Below are 26,384 nucleotides of genomic sequence, written 5' to 3' on the forward strand. Positions count from 1 at the left end.
GATGCCTCCCGAACTCGTGTACATGTGCTGTCGGTTCTCGTGAACAGAGCCAGGGCGTGACGGCCGCAGCCGGCGCCGGCGTCCGAGGAGGACGCACGGGTGACGCGTGGGGCGGACCGGTCAGGCGGGCGGCAGCACGTCGGTGCCGTGGCGGACGACTCCGCCGACGACCGTGGCCAGGACGACCAGTTCACCGATCCGCTGCGGTGCGACGGCCAGCAGGTCGTCGGAGAGCACGGTGAAGTCGGCGAGCTTGCCCCGGCTGAGGCTGCCCTTGCGGTGCTCCTGGTGGTCGGCGTACGCGGAACCGTGGGTGTAGGCGCGCAGTGCCTGGTACGGGGTCAGGCACTCGGCGGGGCTCAGCACGCTGCCGTCGGGCAGCACACGCGAGACGAGGGCCTGGATGCCGAGGAGGGGGGAGCCGGAGACGACGGGGCAGTCGGAACTGCCGGGCACCTCGATCCCGGCGTCCAGGAGGCTGCGCTGCCGGTAGAGGTTGCGGCCGCGTTCGGGGCCGATGTTGCGCACGTACACGTCGCCGAGTTCGGAGAGGAACCGCCCCTGCGGTACGGGCACCACGCCGAGCCGTAGTACCTGCTCGACCTGCCGGTGGTCGGCGACGCCGAAGTGCTCGATGCGGTGTCGGACGTCGGGCCTGGGCAGCACCGACTGGGCGTGCTCGTACGCGTCGAGCACCGTCTGCACCGCGCGGTCCCCGATGGCGTGGGTGGCGACCTGCCAGCCGGCCAGGTGTGCCTGCAGAATGCGCTGGCGCAGGTTCTCGGCGTCCTCGTGCAGCAGTCCGCGCTGTCCGGGCTCGTCGACGTAGTGCTCGCACATCGCGGCGGTACGGGCCGTGAGCGCGCCGTCGCTGAAGATCTTCACGCCGCCGATGCGGAGCCGGTCGTCGCCGAGTCCGGTACGCAGGCCCAGGTCGAGCCCGAACGGGCCCTGTTGCGGCAGGAGTTGGTGGCTCTCACCGCTCGCCGGGTCGCCCAGCGGGTGCAGGACGCTCGCCTCGGGCATGACGGTCATCCGCACGCCCATGCGGTCCTGGTCGACGGCGGTCAGGTAGGCGGCGAGGTCCTGGGGGCCGTTGCCGGTGAGGCTGCCGGCGATGCCGGGCTCGGTGACGCTGGTGAGGCCGTCGGCCAGTGCGGCGCGCCCGCCGAGTTCGAGTGCGTCCAGGAACGCGTCGAAGGGCGCCGGGCGGATCAGCCGGTGCACCAGGTCCAGGCTGCGTTCGGCGATGACGCCCGTGGGTTCGCCGTCCGGCCGCCGCTCCACCCAGCAGCCCTCGCCGTCCGGCAGGTCGGCCGGGTTCTCGTACCCCATGCGCCGGATGGCCTCGGTGTTCACGACGCCGGAGTGGTGGGAGCAGTGCAACACCCAGGCCGGGCGGCCGCCCGCGGCCTTGTCCAGGCCTTCGCGGGTGATCGGGCCGCCGAGCTTGTCGTCGTCGTAGTTGACGGCAAGTACCCAGGCGTCGGGGGCGAGTCGGTCGGCGTGCCGGGCGACGGCGGCGTACAGGCCGTCCAGGTCACGGACCGCGGCGGGCGAGACGTCGCACATCCGCATCTCCAGACCGCGGGGTCCGAGATGGTGGTGGGCGTCGTGGAACCCGGGAACGACCGGGGCTCCGGCCAGGTCGTGGACACGGTCGGCCCGGCAGCCGGCCAACTCCTCGTCGAAGCCGACGATGACGCCCGCGACGACACCCAGGGAGTGTGCCGTGGGCCGGTCGGGGTCCATGGTCGTGAAGCGGCCGCCGGTGAACAGCGCGTCGAGTCGCATGTGGACATCGCCCTTTCTGGTGGCGGGGTGGGAGGGAGGGGGAAGGAGGACGGGGGCTCAGCGAGGTTCGGCGGGCGCACCGTCGGCGCTGTCGTGCGGGGTGCGGCGGCGCGTGGCGATCTCGTACGTCAGGTTGTGCACGACGAGGAGGGCGACCGCGGCGAACAGGCTGTAGTACCAGGTGGGTTGGGAGAAGTCGAAGACCATCGCGGCGAACACCGCGGCAAGGGCGGCCAGGCAGAGCCAGTCCGTCCAGGGCGCGCCCGGCATCCGGAACGCCACGGGGGCGATGCGTCCGGCGGCGACCTCGCGGCGGAAGCCGAGGTGGGACACGAAGATGGCGACCCAGCCGAAGAGGATGCACACCGCGCAGGCGTGCAGCGTGATCTCGAAGGCGTTCCCCGCACCGGCGAAGAAGATCAGCAGCAGTCCGGCGAGGCAGAACGTGCCGATCCCCAGGAGCGCGCCGACGGGCACCCCGTTCTTCGTCATGCGCGCGGCGGCACGCGGTGCGGTGCCGTTGGCCGCGAGGTTGCGCAGCATGCGGACGCTGGCGTACAGGGTCGCGTTGACGCCGGAGATCGCGGCGGTGAGCACCACGAAGTTCATGATCCCGCCGAGGTACGGGATGCCCAGGCTGCCGAGGGCGGTCACGAAGGGAGACTCGGCGCCGCTGTACCGCCGGGTGGGGAGCAGCATGGAGAGCACGACGATCGAGCCGAGGTAGAAGACCCCGATCCGCAGGACGACGCTCCTGATGGCCTTGGGCATCGCGCCGCCGGGGTCCTTGGCCTCGCCGGCGGAGATTCCGGCGATCTCGATGGCGGAGTACGAGAACACCACGGCCTGCATGACGATGACCGCGGGCCACACGCCGTTGGGGAACAGGCCTCCGTCCGCCCAAAGGTGGGTCACGGACGCCTCGTTGCGCACTCCGGCGGCGTCACCGAACGCGATGACGAGCACACCTGCGGCGAGGAAGAGCACGATGGCCGCGATCTTGACAGAGCTCGCGGCGACCTCGATGAAGCCGAAGGCGCGGGCGGTCAGCAGGTTGGACCCGGCGATCAGGCACAGCGCGAGCACGGAGGGCACCCACCCCGGCAGGTCGGGGAACCAGTACCCGGCGTACACGGCGACCGCGGCGGTCTCCGCCACGGCGGCCAGCGAGCCGAGAGTCACGTAGATCCAGCCGGTGAGGTGCGCGAAGCGCGGGCCGACGAATTCGCGGGCGTACGAGACGAAGGCGCCGGTCGTCGGCCGGTACACGACGAGCTCGCCGAGCGCCCGCATCAGCAGGTACACGACGACGCTGACGACGAGGTAGGAGAAGACGAGGCCGGGGCCGGCCGTGCGGAGCCGCTCGCCGAGGCCCAGGAAGAGCCCCACGCCCACCGCGCCGCCGATGGCGATCATCTGGATCTGCAGGTTCGACAGGGTCTGCCGGAATCCGTCGTCCCCTGGTTCTGCGTACTCGGAAAGAGCCTCGGCGGGGGCGAGGCCGTCGGCTTGCGGGGGGCCGTGGCCGAGGGCAGTTCGCTTGCTGCTCATGACGTGCCACTCCAGGAGGGGTCGACAGCTGGGGACGGTTGGGTGGGGGGGATGGCAGGAACCGTATGGTGCAGGTCGGTGACCACCGCTCGAATGCCCCATGCATGCAGCGGATGAGGACCAGATGTACTGTCCGTGCATGCTGGATGAGAAGGATCTTGTCCTTGTGCACGCCTTGCAGGAGGCGCCGAGGGCCTCCTGGGCCGTGCTGGCATCCGTGCTCGGCACTGACGCCCGCACCCTGGTCAGGCGGTACGCGCGGCTGCGTGACGTCGGTCTGCTGCGCGTGATGGCGACCTCGGGGCCGCGGCTCCTCGAACGTCAGCTCTTCGCGCACCTGCGGCTACGCACCGGGCCCGGCCGGGTCGCCCCCGTCGCCGAGGAGCTGGCCCGCTGGCCGCAGGCCTCCACCATCCGCCTCACCGACGGCTCGACGCAGATCTACGCCCTCCTCGTCGGCTCGGACCACACCCGCCTGGTGGAGACCGCTCAGCAGCGCGTGGCCGAACTCCCCGACGTCCGGGAGGCGGAGATCAACACGGTGCTGCTCGCCGGGGACGTCGGGCGTGCGGCTCGCCTCGACGCCCTGTCCCCGCAGCAGATCGGCAGACTGCGTGGCCAACAGACCGTCGGCGAGGGGCAGTCGACGCAGCCGGTCCGGCTGAGCGCCGAGGATTTCGAGCTGATCCGGCTGCTGCTCGAGGACGGGCGGACGGAGATCAGTGAACTCGCGGCCCGTCTCGGACGGGAGGCGAGCTCGGTGTCGCGGCGGGTCGCACGGCTCCGGAACGACGGCTGGCTCGACATCATCACCCTCGTCCCCGACAGGGCGTGGTCCTCGCCCCTGCGGGCGCTGCTGTGGTGCACAGTGGCCCCGCAGGATGTGGACGCGCTGCTGCGTACGGTCTCGGGCCGGCCCTGGGTCGGTTCGCTCACCGTGACGACGGGGCGGGCGAACGTCCTGGTGACGGTCAACCTCATGACTCGCTCGCAACTACCCGGCATCCAGGCCGAGTTGAGCACACTCTGCCCCTCGCTGCGGCTGCTTGAGGCGCAGCTGTCCGTCCGGGCGGTCAAGCTCCACATGCGGTTGCTCGCCGCCGGGGACCGGCTGTCGGACCCGGTGTCCGATCCGTTCTGGGACATCCGGCACGACTTTCTGCCGTGAGCGGCCTGGGCTGCCGGCGGGTGCGGGCGTTCCGTCAGCCGGAGGCCGTCCCGTCAGCCGGCTGCGGCGTACCTCCCGTCCGCGCAGGACTGGGCACCACCTCTCCCGTGCTGCGCCCCTCGGCGTCGATGAGCCACCCCATCCGCTTGGGGGCGCGCAGCATGAGGACGCTCTCCACGAGGCTCAGCTGCGGCAGCCGTTCGGCCAGCGTCCTCTCCACGCGCGGCACTTCCTGCGGCGCAGACAGCCATAGCGTGAACATCAAGTTCGTCTCGCCGGCCGTCGACGCACACAACCGCAGGTCGGGGAGCGTACGAAGGGAACGCACCGTCCGCTCCAACTGCTGCGCCGACACCTGGGCGAACCAGGTGCACACCACCGGCCACCGTGATCTCAACTGCGTGATCTCACAACGGAAGGACAGCAGCCCGGAGTTGGCCAGGCGGGAGATCTGGCGCCGCACGGTGGCGGGGTTGCGTCCGACGAGCGCGGCGATCTCCGCGGCGCTGCGCCGCCCGTCGTACGTCAGGGCCTGCACGAGCGGCCCGTAGGACGCGGGGATCTCCGTCATGCGGGCGGCCTCGGCACGCGGGACGAGGGCCTGGAACGCGGCCTGCTGATCACGGTCGAGTGCGTCGAGTCGCCAGTCGGCGCCCTCCCGGTGCATCTCGGTGGCGACGCGCGAACGGATGCTCCGAACGCCGGGGGCGCGGGGCAGGTCGTCGAGGACGAAGCGGGTCAGTGACTCCTGGTCCGGGACCACCACGGTCACCATCAGATCGCGGCCGCTCGCCGCCTCCTCCACCGTGACCGCGCGGGGGTCCCGGCAGAGCTGCTGGATCACCTCGTCCCGCTCCGCCGGCACCACCTCGACGTCGACGAACGCCACGGCGGCGTTCCGCAGATCGCGGGCGGGGTGGACCGTCACCCAGGCCCTGCCCGTGGACCGCAGCCGGTTCCAGCGGGTCGCCAGCGTCGTGGACGTGGAACCCAGCACACGCGCCGCGTCGGTCCAGCTCACTCGGGGTGCGATCTGCAGTGCGTGCAGCAGGGCCAGGTCCTGCTCGGCCAACACGGAATGCACGATTCACCTCCAGGAGGTCCGGGCGCTGCACGTTATTCGCCTTCTGAGCCGCAAGAGACATCACGAACGCACACTTCCTGTCAACCGCACCACGACCCCCGAACACGAGGAGGTGCCCGATGACGGTGCACGAGGACGCCCGCGAACTGCAGGGCGAACTGGCGGCGCTGCGGCACGCCCTGCACGCGGAACCGGAGATCGGTCTCGACCTGCCGCGCACCCAGGAAAAGGTGCTGAGCGCCCTGTCCGTTCTGCCCCTGGACATCACCACCGGTACGCGTACGACGTCGGTGACCGGAGTGCTGCGGGGCACCGGCGAAGGACCCGTCGTACTGCTGCGCGGCGACATGGACGCCCTGCCGGTGCAGGAGCGCAGCCAACTCCCTTACGCGTCCCGCGTCGACGGCACGATGCACGCCTGCGGGCACGACCTGCACACCACCATGCTGGTCGGTGCCGCCCGCCTGCTGGCCCACCACCGCGACCGGCTGCCGGGCGACGTCGTGTTCATGTTCCAGCCCGGCGAGGAGGGCTTCGACGGCGCGCAGGTCATGCTGGACGAGGGCGTCCTCGGCGCTGCGGGGCGCGGCGTGGACGTGGCGTACGGGATGCACGTGTTCGCGTCCAAGCTGCCGCAGGGGCATTTCGCGACCAGGCCGGGAACGATGCTCGCCGCGGCCGACGAGCTGCGCGTCACCGTGCACGGCGAGGGCGGGCACGGATCCGCGCCGCAGTTCGCCAGGGACCCGGTCGCCGCCGTGGCCGAGATGGTCACCACGCTGCAGACGATGGTGACGCGGAGGTTCGACGTGTTCGACCCGGTCGTGATCACCGTGGGCTCGCTGCATGCCGGGACCGTCGGCAACGTCATCCCGGATCGCGCCGTCTTCCAGGCCACGGTGCGCTCGTTCTCGCCGGGTGCTCGTGAACAGGCGGTCCGGCTGGCCTCCGAGACGCTGCAAGGCATCGCCCGCGCGCATGGCGTCGAGGTCGTGGTCGAGCATCTGCCGGGCTACCCGCCGACTCGCACGGACTCGGACGAGACGGCCTTCGTGGCCGACACGGTCCGCGAGGTCTTCGGCGAGGAGCGGCACCACACGCTCGAGCATCCCCTGACGGGCTCGGAGGACTTCTCCCGCGTACTGGAGGCCGTGCCCGGCAGCTTCGTGGGGCTCGGCGCGGTGCCGACGGATCTCGATCCGGAGCGGGCGCCGTACAACCACTCGCCGCTCGCCCGGTACGACGACGCGGTCCTGGCCGACGGCGCGGCTCTCTACGCCGAGTTGGCCCTGTCCCGCGCTCACCGGTGATCCGGCGGTTCCCGTCCCGACCCCGTCCCGTTCCCACCCGGTCCCGTTCCGTCCAGGAAGGACAACCCCAGCATGAGCAGCTCGAACGACGCGGTGAGCAGACCGGCGACGGCCGAGGAGGTGCCTGCCAAAGTCCGGCGCAAGGCGGTCGTCGCAGCGGCGATCGGCAACTTCGTCGAATGGTTCGAATTCGCGCTCTACGGGTTTTTCGCGTCGGCGATCGCGATGAACTTCTTCCCCGCCGCGGCGGGCGCACCGTCGCTGATCGCCACTTTCGCGGCCTTCGGTGTCTCCTTCGTCCTGCGGCCGCTCGGCGCTCTGGTCTTCGGCCACTACGGAGACCGGATGGGGCGCCGCGTCACCCTGTCCCTGGCCATCCTCGGCATGTCGGTCTCGACCTTCGCGATCGGACTGCTCCCCACCCACGCACAGGTCGGGATGCTCGCACCGGTCCTTCTTGTGGTGACCCGGGTGGTCCAGGGCTTCTCCGCGGGCGGCGAGTTCGGCGGTGCGACGGCCTACATGGTCGAGTACGCGCCTGCCAACCGCCGTGCTTTCTACGGGAGTTGGCAGTTCTTCACCCAGTTCCTCGCCGGTTTCGTGGCGGCCCTGGTCGGCGCGGTCCTCAGCTCGACGCTCTCCGGGGGCGACCTGGAGGCGTGGGGCTGGCGGGTCCCGTTCCTGCTGACGTTGCCGCTGGGCCTGATCGGTCTCTACCTGCGGCTGAAGATGGACGAGACGCCCGAGTTCCGGCGGGAGGAAGCCCGCCGCAAGGAGGGGCAGGTCCGGACGCCGGACAAGGCACCGCTCGTGGCTGTGGTGCGGGAGCACTGGACGAGCGTGCTCCGGATCGTCGGACTGCTCGTGGTGGGCACCACCGCGATCTACATGATGGAGGCGTTCTGGCCCGCCTTCCTGGTCGGCCAGGTGGGCATCGAGCAGTCGGAGATGTTCACGGCGATGATGATCGCCATCGCCGTGAAGATCGTGCTCATTCCGCTGTGGGCGCTCTGGTCCGACCGCGTCGGCCGCCGCAAACCGTTCCTGGTGGGTTCCGCCGCCCTGCTCGCCGTATCGGCCGTACCGGTCTACCAGCTGCTGTTGCAGGGCGAGTTCGCCACCACGGTGGCCGGCTATCTGCTGCTCGTGTTCGCGGTGTCGCCCATGACGGGATGCCTGGCCACTGCGATGGCGGAGGCGTTCCCCGCGGGCGTCCGCTACAGCGCCCTGTCTCTCGCGTACAGCATCGGCGTCTCGGTCTTCGGCGGCTTCAGCCCGCTGATCCTGGCCGCGCTGGTGGAGTACACCGGCAGCGAACTGTCCCCGGCGTACTACCTGACGGGAACGGCCGTCGTGTCCCTGCTTGCGGCGTTGCTGTTCCGTGAGACGGGTACACGGGGGCGAGTGCTCCCGAGCGACGACGCGGAGGGCTCCGTCGGCGACGGCACGGCGGCGAAGAGCACGCTGGTCGACGGGGCGGAACGGACGGCTTGACCGGGGCGGGACGGGGACAGCGCCCCGGGCCACGGCCGTTTTCCGCCCACCCCTGGGTCGTCCCCGATACACCGCGTCGTCACAGCACCGGCCTGGTACAACGCCTCCGGCAAGAGCTCCGGCACCTCGATCGTCGTCCCCAACCGACGCTCGGTCAGCAGCCACAACCCGTCCGACACGCTCCTCCTGGGCGGTAACGTCAGTGCTGGATCACGCCCCGGCGAGCCTCAAGCCCATGGAGTGGAAGGGCTTGATCGTGCCGGCCCGGGATGCAAACGATGGAACCCGAGTCACGTTCCACGCCGAAACGGGCGGTCCCTCAGTGCCCCAGTCCCCTGGCAGTTCAGTCGCGCGATGCCGTGTCGGAGGGGGTGGCACAGTGTCCGGTGCTGATCAACAGGAGGTGGGGACGATGGGTGACTTCTTCGAGCAGATCGTCGACGTCGAGGTGTCGGGCGAGGAGGCCGGGCAGCTCGCCGGGCGGATGGTCGACTGGATGGTGGCGGATGGTCGACTGGATGGTGAGCGAGGGCCTGATCACGCGGGAGATGTCCGGTGAGGGCGTGTACAGCCTGACCGTGGACGAGGGGCTATGTTCCGGGTCCGAACTGGAGGCAGGCGGTGGCCGATGCCTCGGATCCGAGCTGGCTGCCCGGCCCGGTGGCCGTCCTGGTCGGGCGCGATTACCACGTCGGTGGCCAGGGGGCGGACGAGGCGGAGTACGCCGTCTGCCCACGGTGCCGGGCCAGGACCGTGATCATCGACTATCCGGAGGAGTCCGAGCCCGACGAGGAGGCCTGGCAGCCGTTCCGGGAGGCCATCGCCACCTGGAAGAAGAGCGGTGAAGGGAACACGCCCTGCGCGGCGTGCGGTGTCAGTGTCCCGGTCACCGAATGGCAGTGGGACACCAACTTCGCTGTCGGCGCCCTCGCCTTCGACTTCTGGGGCTGGCCGCCCTTCTCCGTCGGCTTCTACGCGACGTTCAGCCGGCAGCTCGGACACCGCACGGTCGAACACATGGGCAAGTTCTGACGAGACCTCACGTAGGAGAAGACGTTCAACTGGCCCCAGCGGCCCACGCGAAGCCCCCCACGCACGCACCAGCCGGGCGGAATGGACAAGCTCAGTCACGGCTGAAAGCCGAGGATCTTCTGGGCATGCTGATCCTGTGGGGCGATCTCCTCGACTGTTCCGCGCGCTTGTCCGGTTCGGTCGGCCCCGCAGAGCAACCGGACGAGACAGTAGAGAGCGTCGCGGTCGCCGTCCTTTGCGCGCTTGTGGAGCATGGCTTCCATCCCGCGGTCGCGCAGCGCCCGGTTGAGCCGCCGGCGGGCGTGGACGTCCACGCGGGCCAGGTCCGTCAGCTCGGTGAGTCGTCCAGCGTTGACGAGCAAGTCCATGTGCCACAGATGGTTGCTGTGGGCGGTGTAGTCGGTGGAGTAGCACTCGGCGTGGGCGCTCACCAGGGCGATGGCGGTGTCCCAGTCGCCGGAGTGCTCGGCTGCCTGTGCCTGCTCGTGCCACGTCACCGGACGAGTATCGCCCAGCCCCGTCGAGGGGCAAGGGCCCAGCCGAGTCCGGAGCTCTTGGAGCGGAGGCCGATTGCTCAGCCGGCGGCGGCCCGACGGCACAGGCACCAGTGACGCCTCCGGACCAGCCGCGCGCCGCAGAGCACGCCGGCCCGGCCCCGGCCGTGCGGTCGAGCCTCGAGCGGTGCGGGACAGTGAGGTTCGGCGTGTGCTTGGACTGCATGGGCCTGCGGAGGAAGGAGCGCTTGAGGCGCCGTGCCGGGTGGCCGCCGTCGTACCAGGGTCTGGGTGGAGTCGGCGAGGGCGCGTCCGTGCTGGGCGGAGTGGCCGAGGAAAGCTCGCTTCTCACCCGACTCAGCTGTCACCAGTCCAGGTCGACGCTCAAGGGCAGCAGCACCTCCCGTGGCCCGGCTTCCAGCGACTGCTCCGCCCAGATGACCTTGCCCTTCGTCAGGTACCGCGTCCCCCACCGCTGCGCGAACTGGGCCACCAGGAACAGCCCCCGGCCGCCCTCCTCCGTCACGCCCGCCCGGCGCAGGTGCGGGGCGCTGACGGACCCGTCGGACACCTCGCAGATCAGACTGCGGCCGCGCAGCATCCGCACCCGAACGGGCTCGGATCCGTAGCGGATCGCGTTGGTGATCAGCTCGCTGAGGATCAGCTCGGTGCTGAAGCTCAGCTCCTCCAGTCCCCAGGCCTCCACCTGGCGGACGCAGGCAGTGCGCACCGGAGCGAGGGCGGCGGGGTCGGCCGGCACGTCCCACTCGGCCACGTGGGACGGGTCGAGCAGCCGGGTGTGGGCCGTCAGCAGCGCGATGTCGTCGTGGGGATGGGGCGGTCTCACGGTGTCGAACACGGTTTGGCAGGTCTCCTCCAAGGTCCCGCCGGCGACGTCGGCCAGTGTGCCGAGCAGCAGGTCCATTCCTGCGTCGAGGTCACGCTCGCGGTCCTCGACCAACCCGTCGGTGAACAGCACCAGCCGGCTGTCCGCGGGCAGGACGAGCTCGGCGGTCTCGAAGGGCTCCCCGCCCAGGCCCAGCGGCGGGGAGACGGGCACGTCGGGGAATTCCGCAGTGCCGTCGGGGCGTACGAGCGCGGGCCCGGGGTGGCCGGCACGGGCCACGGTGCAGCGGCCGTCGACAGGGTCGTAGACGGCGTACAGGCAGGTGGCTCCGGTGACCTGCGCGCTGCCGTCCTCTGCCGTCCGGTCCTCGTCGATCCGGGTGACCAGATCGTCCAGGTGGGCCAGGATCTCGTCGGGCGGTAGATCCAGGGCGGAGAAGTTGTGGACGGCGGTGCGCAGGCGGCCCATGGTCACGGCCGCGTGCAGACCGTGGCCGACGACGTCGCCGACCACCAGGGCGACGCGGGCCCCGGGCAGCGGGATGACGTCGAACCAGTCTCCGCCCACCCCGGCCTGGGCGGCGGGAAGGTAGCGGTGTGCCACGTCCAGGGCGTCCTGTGCGGGCAGTTCGCGCGGCAGCAGGCTGCGCTGCAGGGTCTCCGCCATGGTGCGCTCACGGGTGTAGCGGCGGGCGTTGTCGATGCACACCGCGGCGCGGGCGGTCAGCTCCTCGGCGATGGCCACGTCCTCCTGCTCGAAGGGCTCGGTCCGTTCCGAGCGCCAGAAGTCGGCCACCCCGAGGACGATTCCCCGCGCCTGGAGGGGAGCGGTGAGCAAGGAGTGGATGCCGTGGTCGAGGAGTCTCGCGGCGCGTTCCGGGTCGGGCGCTCGCCAGCCGTGGGCGGTGGACAGCTCGGCCTCCAGGACCGCGTGGCCGTGCTCCAAGCTGTGTGCCTGCGGTGTGGCGGGCGAGTATCTGATGATCTCGCCCACCGGGGTGAGGGGCTGATCGTCCCGAATGCCGACGAGCACCACACGGCGCATCGCCTCAGAACCCTCCGGCCCCTCGCCCCCCAGGACCGGTTCAAGCAGCTCGACCGTGACGAAGTCCGCGAACCGGGGGACCGCCACCTCCGCCAACTCCTCGGCCGTCCGCACCACGTCCAACGTGGCGCCGATCCGCACACTGGCGTCATACAGCAGGCTCAGCCGTTCCCTCGCCACCTCGGCCCTGCCGGACAGCGCCCGCAGCTCGGTGGTGTCCCGGATGGTGGCGACGCTGCCGGACGGCCCGCCGTGGGCATCTGTCGGTCGTACGTTGACGGCCAGCAGCAGGTCCCCCGCCGGGTGCACCTCGTCAGTGGCCCGCCGCCCCGAGGCCAGCAACTCCGCGGTGTCGGGCTCGAGTCCGAGGCCGCCGACGTGCCTGCCCTCAGCGTCCGGGGGCAGGTCCAGCAGCCGCCTCGCCTCGTCGTTCGCCAGCAGCACCCGGCCATCGCCGCCCGCGATGAGCACCCCCTCGCGGACGGCGTGCAGAACGGCGTCGTGGTGCTCGTACATCCTGGCCATCTCGGCCGGTCCGAGACCGTGGGTCTGGCGCCGCAGTCGTCGGCCGACGAGGGTGGTTCCCGCTGCGGCCAGGGCGAGCGCGGCAGCGGTGGCCCCGAGCAGCACCGGGAGTTGTTGGTACACCACATCGCGTACGTGCCTGATCGTGATGCCGACGGACACGCCCCCGAGGAATGTGCCGTCGGCACTGGTCACAGGGACGGCTGAGACGACTGAAGGGCCGAGGCTGGCCGTGAAGGTCTCGGAGATGGTCCGGCCGGCCAGCTCCTTCCTCACGACCGTTTCGGGGCCGACGATACGTTTGCCGATCCGGTCCCCGTCCGGATGGGTGAGGGCGATGCCGTGCTGGTCGAACACGATGACGGTGTCGACGCCGGAGCCCTTCCGGGCCTTTTCGGCGAGCGGCTGCAGCAGGGCGGTCGCGTCACTTCTCTTGATCGCATTCGCGACTCCGGGAGCGTTCGCGAATCCCTCGGCGACGCCGAGCGACCTGTGCTGGGCATCCTCTGTGTTCTGGTGTTGGGCCTGCAGTACGAGTGCGACCGCCGCGCCGGCGACGAGCAGCACCACCAGGACGAGCTGCAGAGCAAGCACCTGGCCCGCGACGGTGGGCACGCGCAGCAGGGAATGCCAGGACCTTTGCGAGGAGGAAAGCGAAGCTTCAGGCCCGGCCCTTTGATCGCGACGACGTCTGGAAAGCCAGAAATACCGGGACATACCGAAGTTCTAGCACCGCACCTGCCGTGACCGGCAGATTCGCCGCCCGCACCGCAGGAACGACGCCGCGAAGACCGGCAGGGCCAGGCACCCACCGAGGCCGAGGTCAGTTGCCGACGGGGTACCGGCTGGTGATCGCGACGCGGTTGAAGGCGTTCATCACCGTTGCCAGCCAGGCGGTTGCCGAGATCTGGTCTTCGGTGAGTACGGCCGCGGCGGCGTCGTAGTCCTCGTCGCTGACGTGTCCGTCCGTCACGCGTGTGATCGCCTCGGTCAGACGGAGGGCGGCGCGGTCGGTCTCGGAGAAGTAGCCGGCCTCTTCCCATCCGGGCAGAACCGCGATCCGGTCGGAGTTCTCGCCCTTCTTGAGGGCGTCGCGGGTGTGCATACGCAGGCAGAACGCGCAGCCGTTGATCTGGGAGGTGCGGATCTTCAGCAGCTCGACCAGGAGCGGGTCGAGGCCCGCTGCGGCCGCGGCGTGTTCCGCCTCCGCCGACAGGGCGATGAGTGCCTTGTAGGGGGCCGGGTGCTGCTTGCCGATGTTGACGCGCTGGGGGTGAGCCATGGTTCCTTCGATTCGTTCGGGTGGCCTGCGCGGCACCGTTGGGTGCCTCTTGGGCCCGGTGGTGGCTGGGAGTTGGGACAGGACCGCTGCGTGCCCCGGGTTACGGCCTCGGGTCGTCGACCTTGAGTTCGTCTCCGGTGTCGGAGACGAAGACGACCAGGAGCTTGGCGGGCTTGGTCCGGCTGGTGTTCTCGGTGAGCACGTGGTGGGCGCCCGGCTGCTCAACCCAGTTCTCGCCCTGGTGGTAGGTGTTCGCCGGCTTGTCGTCGAGCTTGCTGCGCACGGTGCCTTCGAGGACGTACGCGTGGACGAAGGCCTGGCCGTGCCGGTGCGGTGTCGCGCGCGCGTTGGGCGGGAAGTCGACGACCGCCGAGGTGAACGTCTTGCCCTTCACGTTCGGAAGGGCTTGCTGGAGCAGGGGCTTGAGGGTTTCGGCGGGGCGTTCCGAGGCCATGGCCGAGGAGGGAGCCTCGGCATGGGCGGCCGGGGTCGAGGTGGTGGTGCAGGCCGTGGCCGCAGTCAGCGTGGCGACGGCGAGGAGGCCGCCGGCGATCCGTATTCCGATCACGATGGGTCTCCTGGGTCAGTCTTCGGTGAGGCGGATGATCGTCTTGCCGGGGGTGCGCGTGCCGGGGGCGAATGCGGTGGGTGCTTCGGCGAGCGGCCGCACGGCGCCGACGGCCGGTGTGAGCCGGCCGTCCCTCACCCGCGTGGCGAGGTCGGCGAGGCGGGCGCGGTCGGGTTCGACGACGAAGAAGACCGCCCGCCCGTCCTTGGGCTGGACCTTGGGCGGCATGGCGATCGTGACGAGCGTGCCGCCGGCCCGGACCAGGGCGGCCGAGCGGTCGAGGATGTCGCCGCCGATCACGTCGAACACGACGTCGGCCTCGCCGACGTGCTCCAGCTTCTCGGCCTCCAGGTCGATGAAGGTGTCGACGCCGAGAGCGAGGGCCCTGTCCCGGTCGGACGCGCGGCCGGTGCCGATGACGCGCGCGCCGACCTCGCGGGCGAGCTGGACCGCGATCGAGCCGACGCCGCCCGCGGCGCCGTGGATCAGGACGGTCTGGCCGGTGGTGAGGCGGCCGTGGTCGAACAGGCCCTGCCAGGCGGTCAGCCCGGAGACCGGCAGGGCTGCGGCCACGGTGTGGTCGATGTCCGCGGGCAGCGGGGCGAGGTTGCGGGCTTCCACCGCGGTGTAGTCGGCGAGCGTGCCGTTGCGGGTCCAGTCGGCCAGGCCGAACACCCGCTGGCCGATGCTCAGGCCGGTCGTGCCGTATCCCAGCTCCACGACGACACCCGACAACTCGTGCCCGGGAACACTCGGCGTCCGATCACGGCCTGAGCGATCGGTCCACGTTCCCGGCCAGTCCAGCTCGCCACGGGTGAAGCCCGCGGCGTGCACCCGCACGATGACGTCGTTCTCGGCCGCATGGGGGTAGGGCATGTCCGCCAGGGACATCCCGGCAAGACCGGCGTCACGGTCTCGCACAGTGATGGCTTGCATCCAGGTGGTCCTTACCTCGGAGGGGCGACTCGAGCATGCAGCCCTGCACGCGCCGCACGATCGATCTCACCTGCTCGCGCGTGTTCCTTCGTCGCCCGTTCTGCTTTCTCATCAGGGAGACGAGGTAGCCCCTCCAGGTGTGACAGCTCAGACGCCCACGAGTTTGTCCGGGTTGATGACTCGGCGGTACGCGGTGATCACACCGTCCGTGATCTGGACGGTGTCGACGGAGTAGACCCGGCCTTCGCGGTAGAACACCAAGGCGAGTTCGCCGCCGACCTCGGCGAACTCGATGCGGTCCGGATGCCACTGGTGCCCCACCCGCACCATGACCTCGGCGACGCGCTCACCGCCGTGGATGAGCTTGCGTGCCGCGAGGGCCTTGCCCCCGCCGTCGGTGACGTACACGGCGTCCGGATGCAGGAGCTTGACCAAGCCGGCCAGATCCCCGGCCTCGTAGGCGGCGCGGAACACTGTGAGGACGCGTTCGCGTTCCGCCTTCGACGCCTGGGGCATGGACTGCTTCGCCTTGGCCACCCGCCGTCGTGCCCGGGAGGCGAGCTGCCGGGCACCCGGTGCGGAGACGTCCAGCACCTCGGCGATCCGGCCGAACTCAAGACCGAAGACATCGTGCAGGACGAAAGCCACCCGCTCCGGCGGGGACAGCTCCTCCATGATCAGGAGCATCGCCGAACTGACGGACTCGTCGACGAGGACTGCCTGCGATGCGTCCGGCCCGGTCAGCAGCGGTTCCGGAAGCCACGGCCCGACATAGGTCTCCCGACGGACCCGGGCGCTCTTGAGGATGTCGTACGACCGCCGCGCGGCCACCGTCACCAGCCAGGCCCGCAGATCGTCGACGCGCCGCAGGTCCGCTCCGGCCGCCCGCAGCCACACGTCCTGGGCCACGTCATCGGCGTCGGCCACACTCCCCAGAAGCCGGTAGGCCACCCCGAAAACTGCGGGCCGGTGCTGCTTCCATCCGGCACCGAGCGAGTCCTCCTGCTCAGACCGTTCTGGTCCGTGCCCGTCACCCATGCCCATCGCACCCTCCTCCAGCTTGCGGGGCCGGAATGATCGCCATGCGGCCCGGGTCACGAAAACCCGGCACGGTCACGCGGCACCGCCTCCGCGCGCCGGTGCTCCCTCGCCTGCGGGCAGACGTCGGACCAGGGATCGCGATACATAACGGTCGACGGTGAACACCATGCCATTTCGAGGAGCCATGGCCGGCCTGGCCGACGTGGCCATTGCGCTGAACACCGAGCAGGACAGCGGGCTTTCCGGATGTACGAAGACGGTCATCGAAAGACCGAAGACAGCAACAGCGCCGCACTCAGCCAGGCCGACCCACTTGCGCTGTTCATGCGGCGGTGCAATCGATCCACTGCCCGTCGCCCTGCCGCTCCATTCCCTTTTTGTGGGCGTGAATTCATGAGCCCACCGTAAATTCGCTCCCTACTACTGGTCCATGAACCTGTACCAGTCCGTACGCCATAGACTGGACCAGTTATGGACCTGCATCTGGACTTGGACCCCGCCCTGCCACGGAGAGTCGCGGTGGAAGGTGCTGTGCGGGCCGCGATTCGCACCGGTCGGCTGCGGGCGTCCGACCCGCTGCCCTCCACCCGCGCCCTCGCCGCCCAGCTCGGCATCGCGCGGGGAACGGTGGTCCAGGCATACGCCCAACTAGCCGCCGAAGGATGGCTGATCACCCGGCAGGGAGCACCCGCGAGGGTGGTCCGTGACGGCGGCGGCGAGCCGTCCCCGGCGGCTTCGCCCGGCCCGTACCTGGCCGAGGTTCCCGCGCGATGGGATCTTCGCCCGGGGCTGCCGGACGCGTCGCTCTTTCCGGGCAGGGCCTGGGTGACGGCCGTGCGCGCTGCGACCCGCTCCGACGCCGATGTGTACGGCTACGGCGATCCGCGAGGCCGTCCCGAACTGCGCCGCGTGCTCGCCGACTACCTCAGCCGTGCCCGAGGCGTGGTCACCGACCCCGCGCAGATCCTGGTGACCAGCGGCTTCACGAACGGACTGGCCCTGGCAGCCGAGGCGTTGAGCGATCTGGGCCTGCGGCACGTCGCGATGGAAGACCCCTGCCTGGACGTGCATCGCCGGGTGATCGCGCAGGCCGGGCTGACCATTCACCCGGTTCCCGTGGACGCAAACGGACTTGACGTCACCGCGCTCGCCGCCACACCCGCCCGCGCGGTACTTGTGGCGCCGGCCCACCAATTTCCCATGGGCGCCACCCTGAACCCCGTACGGCGCGGGAAGCTCCTCGAATGGGCGCGGCGGGTGGACGGTTATGTGATCGAGGACGACTACGACGGCGAGTACCGCTTCGACCGCAAGCCAGTCAGTGCCCTCCAGGCCCTCGATCCGGCACGGGTCGTCTACGGGGGAACCACTTCCAAGGTCCTTTCCCCCGCGATGCGGCTCGGCTGGCTGGCACTCCCGCCCCGGCTGTGCAGGCCCGTGTTCGACAGGTTGCAGAGCGAACAAGCCCCTGCCCTGGATCAGTTGGCGCTGGCTCAGCTGATCCGCGACGGCCATTTCGACCGGCAGGTCCGCCGCACGCGCAGCGAGTACGGACGCCGGCGCGATCACCTCGTCGCCGCCGGCCTGCCGCTCACGGGCATCGCCGCCGGCCTGCACGCCGTACTGCCCCTCCAGGACGAAGAGGCCCTGATCACCCGAGCCCGGCAACAGTCCCTCGCGCTCCTGGGCCTTGGCCCGTTCTGGCATGGCCCGCCCCGCGCACAGGGCGTCATCGTCGGATACAGCCGACTGCCGCAAAGCACCGTCTACATGGCGCTCGACCAGCTCATCGCCCTGGCCGGTGACAGCCGGCCGGGAGGGACCGGCCGGTGAGCCGAACTGCACCTGGCAGCGGGTGTTCACCGTGCTGCTGGCCCAGGCCGGTGCGGACGAGGACCTGGACCTGGACCGGGTCGTCGCGGTGGGATCCGCCATCGCCCGCGCCCACCAACACGCCACCGGGGCCCGCACAAAGGGGCCACGACCGGCCCAGCCGTACGACCATGCAGCTGGCTCACCCGGTGATCGACAAGATGCTCCCTAGAGGTTGGTGACTGGCACAAGCAGGTGGGACGGGAACCGGCCTCCGGTGTGGATGGTGTGCGTCCCGGTGTTCACGGTGTCCTCGTGGCGGGCGAAGACGAGGGGCTTCGGGTACCGGTTGATGTCAGTTCCTTGTACGACGACGCGCAGGCTGTCGCCCGCACGGTAGCGCGTACCCGATGCCAGGATCTCGATGTCGAGCCGGGTGACGTCGCCGGGCTGGAGCTGAAGGGACCGCTGGTGCTTGAGCACCGGCATGTACTCGGTGCTTTCCGCTTCATCGAGTTCTCGGTGCGACGCCCGGATCCAGCCGACTGCGGCCGGCCCGTCGTCGAGATGGCCGTAGTAGGGGAAGTGAACGATCCGGCCCTCGCGATCGATCTTCCAGACGGCGACGAACAGGTCCATGTCTGCCGCCTCGGCGGACACGTACAACGCGAGCTTCATGTGTCCGACGAGGTCGAGGTCTTCCTGGAAGGTCACCTCGAACTCGGCGCGGTGCCGGCCCGGCCCGCTGCCTGCCCCGTCGTAGACCGCGACATGCTCGTCCTGCACGCGGTCCCAGGTGAGGGAGCCGTTGTCGGCGTCGAGGAAGAGTTGCCGGTATGTCGTGCGGGCCAGTGGCCATTCCTGCTCGTTCACCATCTCGCCGTGGCTGGTCGATTCCCGTACCTCGAGTCGCACCGGTGGCCATGACGCGACCTCGGTTTCCTGCCCCCGCAGGAAGTGGTCGAAGAAGGCGCGGAGCCGGTCGACGTTCTCAGGCCGGTAGTAGTAAGCCCACTTCTTCTGGCCGTGAACCTCCAACCACTTCTGGTCGGACGAGATGCGCTTGTAGCCTTCCAGGGTGCCGCGCGTGTGGAGGCCTTGGTCGCACCAGCTGGCCACGACGTACGCGGGAGTCTGGATCTTCTCCAAGTTCGAGGCCTTGCTTCGCCAGAACGCGTCGTCGAACGGGTGCTCCGCGGTCTCGAGCTCGAGGTCCTCGATCTGAGTGCGGCTCGCGCCCCATCGGTCCCAGAGATAGGGCCACATCCATGTCGACGGGATGCCGCCGTGACGCACGACCTCGCGGTAGGGGTCGGTGAATCCTTCCCATGGGTTGATGGCCGCGAGGTGAGGTGGGGCCAGCTCGGCTACCCGCCACTGCGCCGCGGCCAGGTAAGAGACTCCGGTGAGGCCTACGCGTCCGTTGCTCCAGTCCCGGGTTCCGGCCCACTCGATCAGGTCGTAGTGCGCCTCTGCTTCCTCCGGGGAGAGGTATGTTGCGACGCCTTCGGAGTTCCAGGTGCCGGGTAGGTCGGCCAGGACGACGGCGTACCCGTGAGCGACCCAGTACATCGGGTCCGGGCTCTCGAATACGGTGTGCCGGGAGGTCCATTCCTGGTCGACCTCCCCGTTGGGGAAGATGACTTGGATCGGCAGTGGGTTGTGTTTGCCGTACGGCATCCAACTGACCAGCGTGGGCGCTTCGTCGGCGGTGAGGGGCCGGAAAACGTCGACGTAGATGCGATCGCCGGTACGCATCGTCACCGCGATGTCTCTCTCGATCAGCATGCCGTCCTCTTCGGTGCGGCGATACTCGGGCAGGCGGCCCCCTCGAGACTCAGGACTCATGCGGGGCCTTCGCAGGCGGTAGCTGCCGAAGGCGGGTTGCTGGGTCATGGAACTCCTCCTCCTGTTTCGTGGACGGCTGATTCCGGGCCGGTCCTCGGTGTCAGCCGACGGGCTCGCGTCGCGTGCCACTGACTTCGTCCTCGTGTCCGGAGAACCGCTTCAGGACGAGTACTGCCGGGATGGCGAGGGCAGTCAGCACTGCGAACAGAACGAACAGGTTCGCGGGGGTCCACTGCCGGTCGAGCAGAGCGCCGACGAGTACCGGTGACAAGATGCCGCCCACACGGCCGGCCGCGACTGCCAAGCCCATTGCCGTGGTTCGCACCGTGGCCGGATAGAGATCGGGCACGATCGCGAACATGCCCGAGATCCCTGCCTGGATCGCGAGGCCGACCGCTGCGGCGGCGGCCAGTGTTGCCGCCGGGCCGTGGCCGAGAGCGATGCCCGTCGTCACGAACGCGACGGCGATCACGCCGAAGGAAGCTGCGGTCAGCGGGCGGACCGCCACGCGAAGTGCCAGAAGGCCGAAGGCAATCGTGGCGATGACACCGCCGACGTTCAACAGGCCACCGCCGCTCATGCCTTGCTCGGCTGACAGTCCGCTCTGCTCCAGGAGTCTGGGGGTCCAACTGGTGGCAAAGTAGAACGCTGCCATGAGGACGAAGAAGGCGAGCCAGACGAGCGCGGTCTTGGCGCCATTACGGCCCCCGACCATGTCCGCTCTGGCCCCCCGCTCCGGGCGTTCGTTCGCCGTCGGCAGGGCGGCAACGGGGGCGTGGCCCATGCGCGCCAGCAGCGAGTTGACCCGGCCAAGGGCTCCTGCCGGCCTGCGTGCCACGAGGTAGTCGACGGACTCGGGGAGCCACAGACTGATGACCACCGTCATCAGCCCGGTGACGATCGCGCCGCAGACGAACGGTCCACGCCAGCCGTACTCGTTGGCCAGGAGCGTGGATACCGCACCACCGAGTACACCACCGAGTGGAAATCCCATGGTGCAGAGCGTGACGGCCGTTCCACGCCTCCGGGACGGCGAGTACTCGGCGACGAGGACGGGCAGGCTCGCCACCATCCCACCGATTCCAAGGCCGGTCAGCAGCCGGGCCCCGGCCAGCCACACAGGGCCGGCGGCGAACGCGGCCAGCGCCATGCCGATGCCGGAGAAGGTCAGACAGGCAATCGTCAGCGGCCTCCTGCCCACCCGGTCGGCTTGCGGCGCGATGAGTGCCGATCCCAGGGCCATGCCGACCAGACCGCTGCTCAGCAGCAGACCAATCTGGCTTTCGTTGAGCGACCACTCCCTCGCGACACCCGAGGCGGTGAAGGCCATGACGAGGATGTCGAAGCCGTCGATCATGATCATGACGAGGCAGATGGCGACGACGCCCACTTGGAATCGGCTGACGGGCGCATGGTCGATGATTTCGCGAATGGACAACGGAGGTCCTCTCTGCAGGCCGGAGTCACCATGGGCTCCGAGTCGCCGAGTAGCGGTAGAGCCGCATCGTGGCAGGGCGATCGCGTGACGCACTTCCCCGGATGTTCATTCAATGAATAGACTTTTCGGGAGGGTCGCGGCCTCGGAAAGGAGCTTTTGCGTGCCTCGAAGCAACGAGCCCGGACGGACCGTAGGGTCGCGGCAACTGGACATCCTGTTCGCGTTCCGCCCTGGGCGCTCCCGCCTCACACTGGCCGACCTCACCCGCGACACCGGTCTGCCGCACGCGACGGTGCGCAGGCACGTGCATGAGCTGCTGAGCGCAGGCGCCCTCGAGCGAGGCGAGGACGGTCGGTTCACCGTCGGCCTGCGACTGTGGCAGCTCGGCACGCTCGCACCACTGAGCCTGCCGTTGCGCACAGTTGCGCTCCCCTTCATGGAAGACCTGCACACCGCGCTCGACGAGCACGTGCAGCTCGCCGTACGCGACGGCGACCACGCCGTGCTGATCGAGCGCTTCTCCAGCCGCCGGGCGATATCCATCGTGTCCCAGGTGGGCCAGCACCTGCCGTTGCACTGCTCTGCCGTGGGCAAGGTGCTGCTCGCACACGCTTCAGAAGAGACGATCTCTCGGGTGGCCGATTCGCGTCTGAGGCGGTTCACCGACCGCACCATCACCGACCCCGTAGAACTCCGTCAGGTGCTGGCAGAGTGTCGAAGCACCGGATTCGGCATCTCCCGCGAAGAGTTGAGCGTCAACGCCGACTCCGTGGCCACCAGGATCCTGAACTCGCAGGGCAACGTCGTCGCAGCGCTGTCCGTCGTCGTGCGGACCGGTTCGGTCAACCTGTCCACGGTTCGCCCCTCGGTGATCACCGCCGGGTTGTCCGTCTCTCGGTGCCTCGGGTGGACCCCCGCCGTGGGGGTGCAGTCCTGACGGCCGAGCTGGGGTCCATGTCGCGAACCCGTTCCGGACGATCCGACGCCAGTGTCCGCCTCATCGTTGGCCCGCGCGTCGCTGCGCCCCTGCGCGACGGGTTCAGGTCTCGCGTGGTGATCTCGCCGACGGCGCGGCCCGCGCGGGTCAATACGGTGAGGGCGGTCCCTCGTACCCGCAGGTCGGCCGCCATAGCCGCGCCGCACCCGGCCAGGGTTGGTCGATCGGCTTTCCGGTCCTCGTGCCGCAGCGCGGTCGCAAGGCGGCCACCAGAGCAGTGGAGTCATTCAATGAACATCATGGCTGGTGCGAGGCCGTTCGCGCGGTGATGCTCTCGACCGTACCGATCCCGCGTTTCGAGAGGTGATGACCGTCATGAGCCTTGCTGAGCAGCCACAGATCGCGATCGTGGGTGGTGGGATCGGCGGCATGGCTGCCGCTGCGTTCCTCCGGCGTGCCGGTCTCCGAGCGCAGGTGTACGAACAGGCGCGGGCCCTCACCGAAGTCGGCGCAGGCCTCGTCGTCGCTCCGAATGTCGTGAAGCTGCTGCGTCGCCTGGACGGCTTCCCCCAGCTTCTGGACCGGGCCGTACAGCTTGAGGTCGGGTGGGAGTTCCGTCGCTGGGAGAACGGCCAGGTGCTCTCTTCCGAGCCCCTCGCGGAGGCCTGCGAACAGCTTTTCGGCGAGCGCACCTACACCGTGCACAGAGCGGATCTGCTGAACATGCTCCGATCCTCGGTGCCCGAGAGCGACGTACACCTGGGTCGTCGGTGTCGCTCGATCGACGTCAACGGCCGCACGACGCGCCTGCACTTCGCCGACGGCACCACTGCCGAGGCTGACGTGGTCATCGGTGCGGACGGCATCCACTCCGCGTTCCGCGACATCGTCGCGGAACCGTCGGCGCCGACGGAGTCGGGCCTGTGCGTCTATCGCGCGCTGGTCCCCGCCGACAGTGCCCCAGCCTTCGCACGCCGTCGGATTCAGTCGCTGTGGCTCGGCCCTGGCCGCCATCTCGTGCACTATCCGATCGCCGCCGGGACCCTCATCAACCTGGTGGCGTTCGCCCCGGCACCACCACACGCAGAGGAGTCCTGGACCGCTACCTCAACGGTGGAGGAGTTCCTGCACGAGTTCGACGGCTGGCACCCGGACCTGGTCGACCTCATTCGTGCCGGCGGAACTCCGGGACGGTCGGCGTTGCGCGACCGGGCGCCATTGTCTCGGTGGACCAAGGGTCGTGTCACGCTGCTCGGCGATGCCGCGCACGCGATGTTGCCGTTCTTCGCTCAAGGGGCGGCGCAGGCGATCGAGGACGCCGCAGCGCTGGCCACTTGCCTCGCCGCCACACCACACGATCCGGAACAAGCACTCGACCGCTATCAGAACCTCCGCATCGAACGGACCCATCGTCTGCAAGCAGCGAGCCGTGGCCGTGCGCAGGCCAACCATCTGCCTGACGGACCCGAGCAGCAGTCACGGGACGCCGCCATGGCGTGCGTCGACCCTCTGCGGGAAAACGAATGGATCTACGGCTACGACGCCGAATCTGCGGTCCACACCGGCCTATGACCCCCGCCTCTCAGCTACCGATCCACCAACCCGAAGGCGGCGACCGCCGACGGCTGTTGTTCGCGGCCCTGCCGCATCGAGGAGACGAGATGGACTTCGACGAGGACACGGCGACCACCGCTGTGACGGACAGTTTCACCAACACCCCCGACGCGAGGCTGAAGCACATCCTGGGCATCGTCACACGGCACCTGCACGATGCCGTCCGAGAGCTCGCGCTGACCCAAGAAGAGTGGGCGCGGGCGATCGACTTCCTCACAGCCGTCGGGCAGAAGTGCGACGACACACGGCAGGAGTTCGTTCTGCTCTCCGACATCCTCGGGGTCTCCATGCTGGTGGAGACGATCAACGAGGGTGCCGAATGCACCGAGAGCACGGTCCTCGGCCCCTTCCACATGACCGAGTCGCCCGCGCGGGAGCTCGGTGACTCGATCGATCTCGTCGGCACCGGGACCCCCTGTGTCATCACCGGCACGGTGAACGACGCCGACGGCGCAGCGCTGCCCGGCGCGGTCGTAGACGTGTGGCAGTGCGACGAGAACGGCTTGTACGACGTCCAGCAGCCCGACGTGCAGCCGGCCGGCAACGGCCGCGGCCTGTTCCGTGCGGACGACGAGGGGCGGTTCTGGTTCCGCACCGTGGTGCCGAGCCACTACCCGATCCCCACCGACGGACCGGTCGGCGCACTGCTGACAGCGACGCGCCGGCATCCGTACCGTCCGGCCCACGTGCACGTGCTGGCCTCGGCCCCCGGACACGAAGAGCTGGTCACCCATATGTTCGTCGCGGACAGCCCCTACCTGGACAGCGACGCCGTCTTCGCAGTCAAGGCAAGCCTGGTGACCGACTTCGCACCGTCCACCGACGCCGCACTCGCCGCGCGCCATGGCGTCGAAGTCCCGTTCCGCCACGCCCACTTCGACGTCCGGCTCTGCCCGAAGAACCCCACCTCATGAACGGAACCGCCCCCATGCCCCTCCCCGCCTTCGTCTACGACGCCCTGCCGATGCGCGTCGTCTTCGGCAACGGCAGCCTCGACAGGCTGCCCGAGGAGATCGACCGACTCGGCCTTCGCCGGGTCCTGGTCCTGTGCACACCCGAGCAGCAGAACCTCGCCGGACAGGCGGCCGAGCTCATCGGCCCACGGGCGGCGGGCACCTTGGCACAGGCCCGGATGCACGTGCCCGTCGAGACGGTGGCCGACGCCGCCGCCGAGGCCGAGCGTCTCGACGCGGACGGCTACCTCGCCGTCGGCGGCGGATCCACGATCGGCCTGGGCAAGGCCCTGGCGCTGAAGTTCGGGGCTCCCGTGGTCGCGGTCCCCACCACGTACGCGGGCTCGGAGATGACGCCGATCTGGGGCCTGACCGAGAACGCGCAGAAGCGGACCGGCCGGGACCCGGCGGTGCTGCCGCGCAGCGTCGTCTACGACCCCGATCTCACCCTGACGCTCCCGCCTGAGGTCTCGGCCACCAGTGGGCTGAACGCCCTCGCGCACGCGGTCGAGGCGCTCTACGCACCGGACGGGTCACCGGTCATCGCGGCGATGGCCGAACAGGGCGTGCGCGACCTGGCGGCCGCGCTGCCGGCGCTCGTCGCCGACCCCCGGGACCGGGGCGCCCGCGCCGCCGCGCTCCAGGGCGCATGGCTGTGCGGGGCCTGCCTCGGGGCCACGACCATGGGCCTGCACCACAAGCTCTGCCACGCCCTGGGAGGCACCTTGGACCTGCCCCACGCCCAGACCCACGCCGTCGTGCTGCCGCACGTGGCCGCCTTCAACCTGCCCGCCGCGCCGCAGGCCGAGGCGGCGCTGTCCCGGGCCCTGGACACCGACGACCCGTCAGCCGCGCTCGCGGCCCTCGCGGACACCGTGGGCGCACCGCGTCGGCTCTCGCAACTCGGCGTGAGTGCGGCCGATCTGCCCCGGATCGTGGAGGCGGTCCTGGCGAACCCGTACTCCAACCCCCGCCCGGTGGGCCGCGCCGACCTCGAGCAACTTCTGACAGGTGCGCTGTGACGACTCTCGTCGGCAACGAGGTGATGTGACCTGCAGGAAGCGCGGTGGTGTCTTTCTTGTGCGGGCAGCCGTGACTGCCCGCACACCCTCCACCTCGTCCGCAGCCTGTACACCGCCAGCCCCACCAGATCCGTTCGTCCGCTGGCCGCCGGGCCATGCGGGCTTCGGGTCGATGCCGTCGGGCCTGCAAGCCCGGATGTAGGTGGAGGAGTCGGCGACCTCGTCCGGCTCCATCGGAGCGAGCGGCGTGGTGATGGTGCTCTAGGGCATGACAGCTCCTCAGACAGGGCCGCCCCACGGGGGCGCGGCGGCCTCGGAATCGATGCTCGAGCCGGGGGCCCTGTGGACAGAGTCCAGCCACTGACGGGGAGACCTCTCACGCGGCGGGGGTTCTTCAAGACCGGCGGCGTCACACCAGCCAGGTGCTTCCTGGACAGCCATCTCGAACCGGTTGAGTGAACCTGGTCTGATCCACCGTCACGAGCCATCGACATCCGCGGAGGGCGAGGGGTGGTCCTCGGGCTCGGGGCTGGGGTCCGAGTGCGGGCGCCGGGCTTCGATCACGCTTCGGCGCCGGCTGCAGCGGCCGG

The 26,384-nt window shown here is 69.8% G+C and carries 22 protein-coding genes; 11 read left to right on the top strand and 11 right to left on the bottom strand.

Going from position 1 to position 26,384, the window contains the following annotated elements:
- Positions 1–120 precede the first annotated feature (120 nt).
- Both QIS96_RS05055 and QIS96_RS05060 read right to left on the bottom strand, forming a co-directional pair.
- Positions 121–1,794: an amidohydrolase gene (locus QIS96_RS05055; protein WP_282541146.1), complete on the bottom strand. Its 1,674-nt coding sequence runs from the start codon at positions 1,792–1,794 to the stop codon at positions 121–123.
- Between the two features lie 57 nt (positions 1,795–1,851).
- On the bottom strand, positions 1,852–3,345 hold the full coding sequence (locus tag QIS96_RS05060; RefSeq protein WP_282541147.1) for an amino acid permease: 1,494 nt from the start codon (positions 3,343–3,345) through the stop codon (positions 1,852–1,854).
- Between the two features lie 139 nt (positions 3,346–3,484).
- On the opposite strand from QIS96_RS05060, the gene QIS96_RS05065 reads away from it, so the two are divergent.
- Positions 3,485–4,513, top strand: coding sequence for an Lrp/AsnC family transcriptional regulator (locus QIS96_RS05065; protein WP_282541148.1), 1,029 nt, complete (start codon positions 3,485–3,487; stop codon positions 4,511–4,513).
- 34 nt (positions 4,514–4,547) lie between these two features.
- Here the strand turns inward: QIS96_RS05065 and QIS96_RS05070 are convergent, their stop codons facing one another.
- Positions 4,548–5,597 carry an Lrp/AsnC family transcriptional regulator gene (locus QIS96_RS05070; RefSeq protein WP_282541149.1) on the bottom strand — a complete coding sequence of 350 codons (1,050 nt, stop codon included), beginning with the start codon at positions 5,595–5,597 and terminating at the stop codon, positions 4,548–4,550.
- 119 nt (positions 5,598–5,716) lie between these two features.
- Between QIS96_RS05070 and QIS96_RS05075 the strand changes: the two genes are divergently transcribed.
- The 4 genes from QIS96_RS05075 (at position 5,717) to QIS96_RS05090 (ending at position 9,433) form a co-directional block, all read left to right on the top strand.
- Positions 5,717–6,907 carry a M20 metallopeptidase family protein gene (locus tag QIS96_RS05075; protein WP_282541150.1) on the top strand — a complete coding sequence of 397 codons (1,191 nt, stop codon included), beginning with the start codon at positions 5,717–5,719 and terminating at the stop codon, positions 6,905–6,907.
- Between the two features lie 72 nt (positions 6,908–6,979).
- Positions 6,980–8,401, top strand: a complete 1,422-nt coding sequence (locus tag QIS96_RS05080) for an MFS transporter (RefSeq protein WP_282541151.1) — start codon at positions 6,980–6,982, stop codon at positions 8,399–8,401.
- 412 nt (positions 8,402–8,813) lie between these two features.
- Complete coding sequence (locus QIS96_RS05085; protein ID WP_282541152.1) at positions 8,814–8,960, top strand: hypothetical protein; 147 nt, start codon at positions 8,814–8,816, stop codon at positions 8,958–8,960.
- 62 nt (positions 8,961–9,022) lie between these two features.
- Positions 9,023–9,433: a hypothetical protein gene (locus tag QIS96_RS05090; protein WP_282541153.1), complete on the top strand. Its 411-nt coding sequence runs from the start codon at positions 9,023–9,025 to the stop codon at positions 9,431–9,433.
- Positions 9,434–9,528: 95 nt separating this feature from the next.
- Here QIS96_RS05090 and QIS96_RS05095 read toward each other — a convergent pair whose 3' ends face one another.
- The 6 genes from QIS96_RS05095 to sigJ form a co-directional block, all read right to left on the bottom strand.
- Complete coding sequence (locus tag QIS96_RS05095; protein WP_282541154.1) at positions 9,529–9,930, bottom strand: hypothetical protein; 402 nt, start codon at positions 9,928–9,930, stop codon at positions 9,529–9,531.
- Between the two features lie 361 nt (positions 9,931–10,291).
- Entirely contained in the window at positions 10,292–12,958 is a 2,667-nt protein-coding gene (locus QIS96_RS05100; RefSeq protein WP_282541155.1) for a SpoIIE family protein phosphatase, read from the bottom strand.
- Between the two features lie 208 nt (positions 12,959–13,166).
- The gene (locus QIS96_RS05105) at positions 13,167–13,625 is read right to left on the bottom strand and encodes a carboxymuconolactone decarboxylase family protein (protein WP_282541156.1); all 459 of its coding nucleotides are present in this window, start codon (positions 13,623–13,625) and stop codon (positions 13,167–13,169) included.
- Between the two features lie 100 nt (positions 13,626–13,725).
- The gene (locus QIS96_RS05110) at positions 13,726–14,193 is read right to left on the bottom strand and encodes a cupin domain-containing protein (protein ID WP_282541157.1); all 468 of its coding nucleotides are present in this window, start codon (positions 14,191–14,193) and stop codon (positions 13,726–13,728) included.
- Between the two features lie 15 nt (positions 14,194–14,208).
- Positions 14,209–15,129, bottom strand: coding sequence for an NADP-dependent oxidoreductase (locus QIS96_RS05115; protein ID WP_282541158.1), 921 nt, complete (start codon positions 15,127–15,129; stop codon positions 14,209–14,211).
- Positions 15,130–15,276: 147 nt separating this feature from the next.
- Positions 15,277–16,167 (bottom strand): RNA polymerase sigma factor SigJ, encoded by an 891-nt coding sequence (gene sigJ / locus QIS96_RS05120; RefSeq protein WP_282541159.1) that lies wholly within the window; start codon positions 16,165–16,167, stop codon positions 15,277–15,279.
- A 187-nt stretch (positions 16,168–16,354) separates the two neighbouring features.
- Here sigJ and QIS96_RS05125 point away from each other — a divergent pair, with 187 nt between their 5' ends.
- Both QIS96_RS05125 and pdxR read left to right on the top strand, forming a co-directional pair.
- Positions 16,355–16,567, top strand: coding sequence for a hypothetical protein (locus QIS96_RS05125; protein WP_282541160.1), 213 nt, complete (start codon positions 16,355–16,357; stop codon positions 16,565–16,567).
- 74 nt (positions 16,568–16,641) lie between these two features.
- Positions 16,642–18,003 (top strand): MocR-like pyridoxine biosynthesis transcription factor PdxR, encoded by a 1,362-nt coding sequence (gene pdxR, locus QIS96_RS05130; RefSeq protein WP_282541161.1) that lies wholly within the window; start codon positions 16,642–16,644, stop codon positions 18,001–18,003.
- Between the two features lie 207 nt (positions 18,004–18,210).
- On the opposite strand, the gene QIS96_RS05135 is transcribed toward pdxR, so the two are convergent.
- Together QIS96_RS05135 and QIS96_RS05140 are read right to left on the bottom strand one after the other, a co-directional pair.
- Entirely contained in the window at positions 18,211–19,959 is a 1,749-nt protein-coding gene (locus tag QIS96_RS05135) for a CocE/NonD family hydrolase (RefSeq protein WP_282541162.1), read from the bottom strand.
- Positions 19,931–21,268, bottom strand: a complete 1,338-nt coding sequence (locus tag QIS96_RS05140) for an MFS transporter (RefSeq protein ID WP_282541163.1) — start codon at positions 21,266–21,268, stop codon at positions 19,931–19,933. Before QIS96_RS05140 ends, QIS96_RS05135 begins: the two co-directional genes overlap by 29 nt.
- A gap of 160 nt (positions 21,269–21,428) precedes the next feature.
- Between QIS96_RS05140 and QIS96_RS05145 the strand changes: the two genes are divergently transcribed.
- From QIS96_RS05145 to QIS96_RS05160, 4 genes are all read left to right on the top strand, one after another.
- Complete coding sequence (locus QIS96_RS05145; protein WP_282541164.1) at positions 21,429–22,205, top strand: IclR family transcriptional regulator; 777 nt, start codon at positions 21,429–21,431, stop codon at positions 22,203–22,205.
- 375 nt (positions 22,206–22,580) lie between these two features.
- Positions 22,581–23,777, top strand: coding sequence for an FAD-dependent monooxygenase (locus QIS96_RS05150; protein WP_282541165.1), 1,197 nt, complete (start codon positions 22,581–22,583; stop codon positions 23,775–23,777).
- Positions 23,778–23,866: 89 nt separating this feature from the next.
- Positions 23,867–24,733 carry a dioxygenase family protein gene (locus QIS96_RS05155; protein ID WP_282541166.1) on the top strand — a complete coding sequence of 289 codons (867 nt, stop codon included), beginning with the start codon at positions 23,867–23,869 and terminating at the stop codon, positions 24,731–24,733.
- A complete protein-coding gene (locus QIS96_RS05160; protein WP_282541167.1) occupies positions 24,730–25,794 on the top strand; it encodes a maleylacetate reductase in 1,065 nt (354 codons plus the stop codon). Before QIS96_RS05155 ends, QIS96_RS05160 begins: the two co-directional genes overlap by 4 nt.
- Positions 25,795–26,384 lie beyond the last annotated feature (590 nt).

It is taken from the genome of Streptomyces cavernicola, from assembly GCF_029968035.1.
In the GTDB taxonomy this organism is placed as follows: Bacteria; Actinomycetota; Actinomycetes; order Streptomycetales; family Streptomycetaceae; genus Streptomyces; species Streptomyces cavernicola.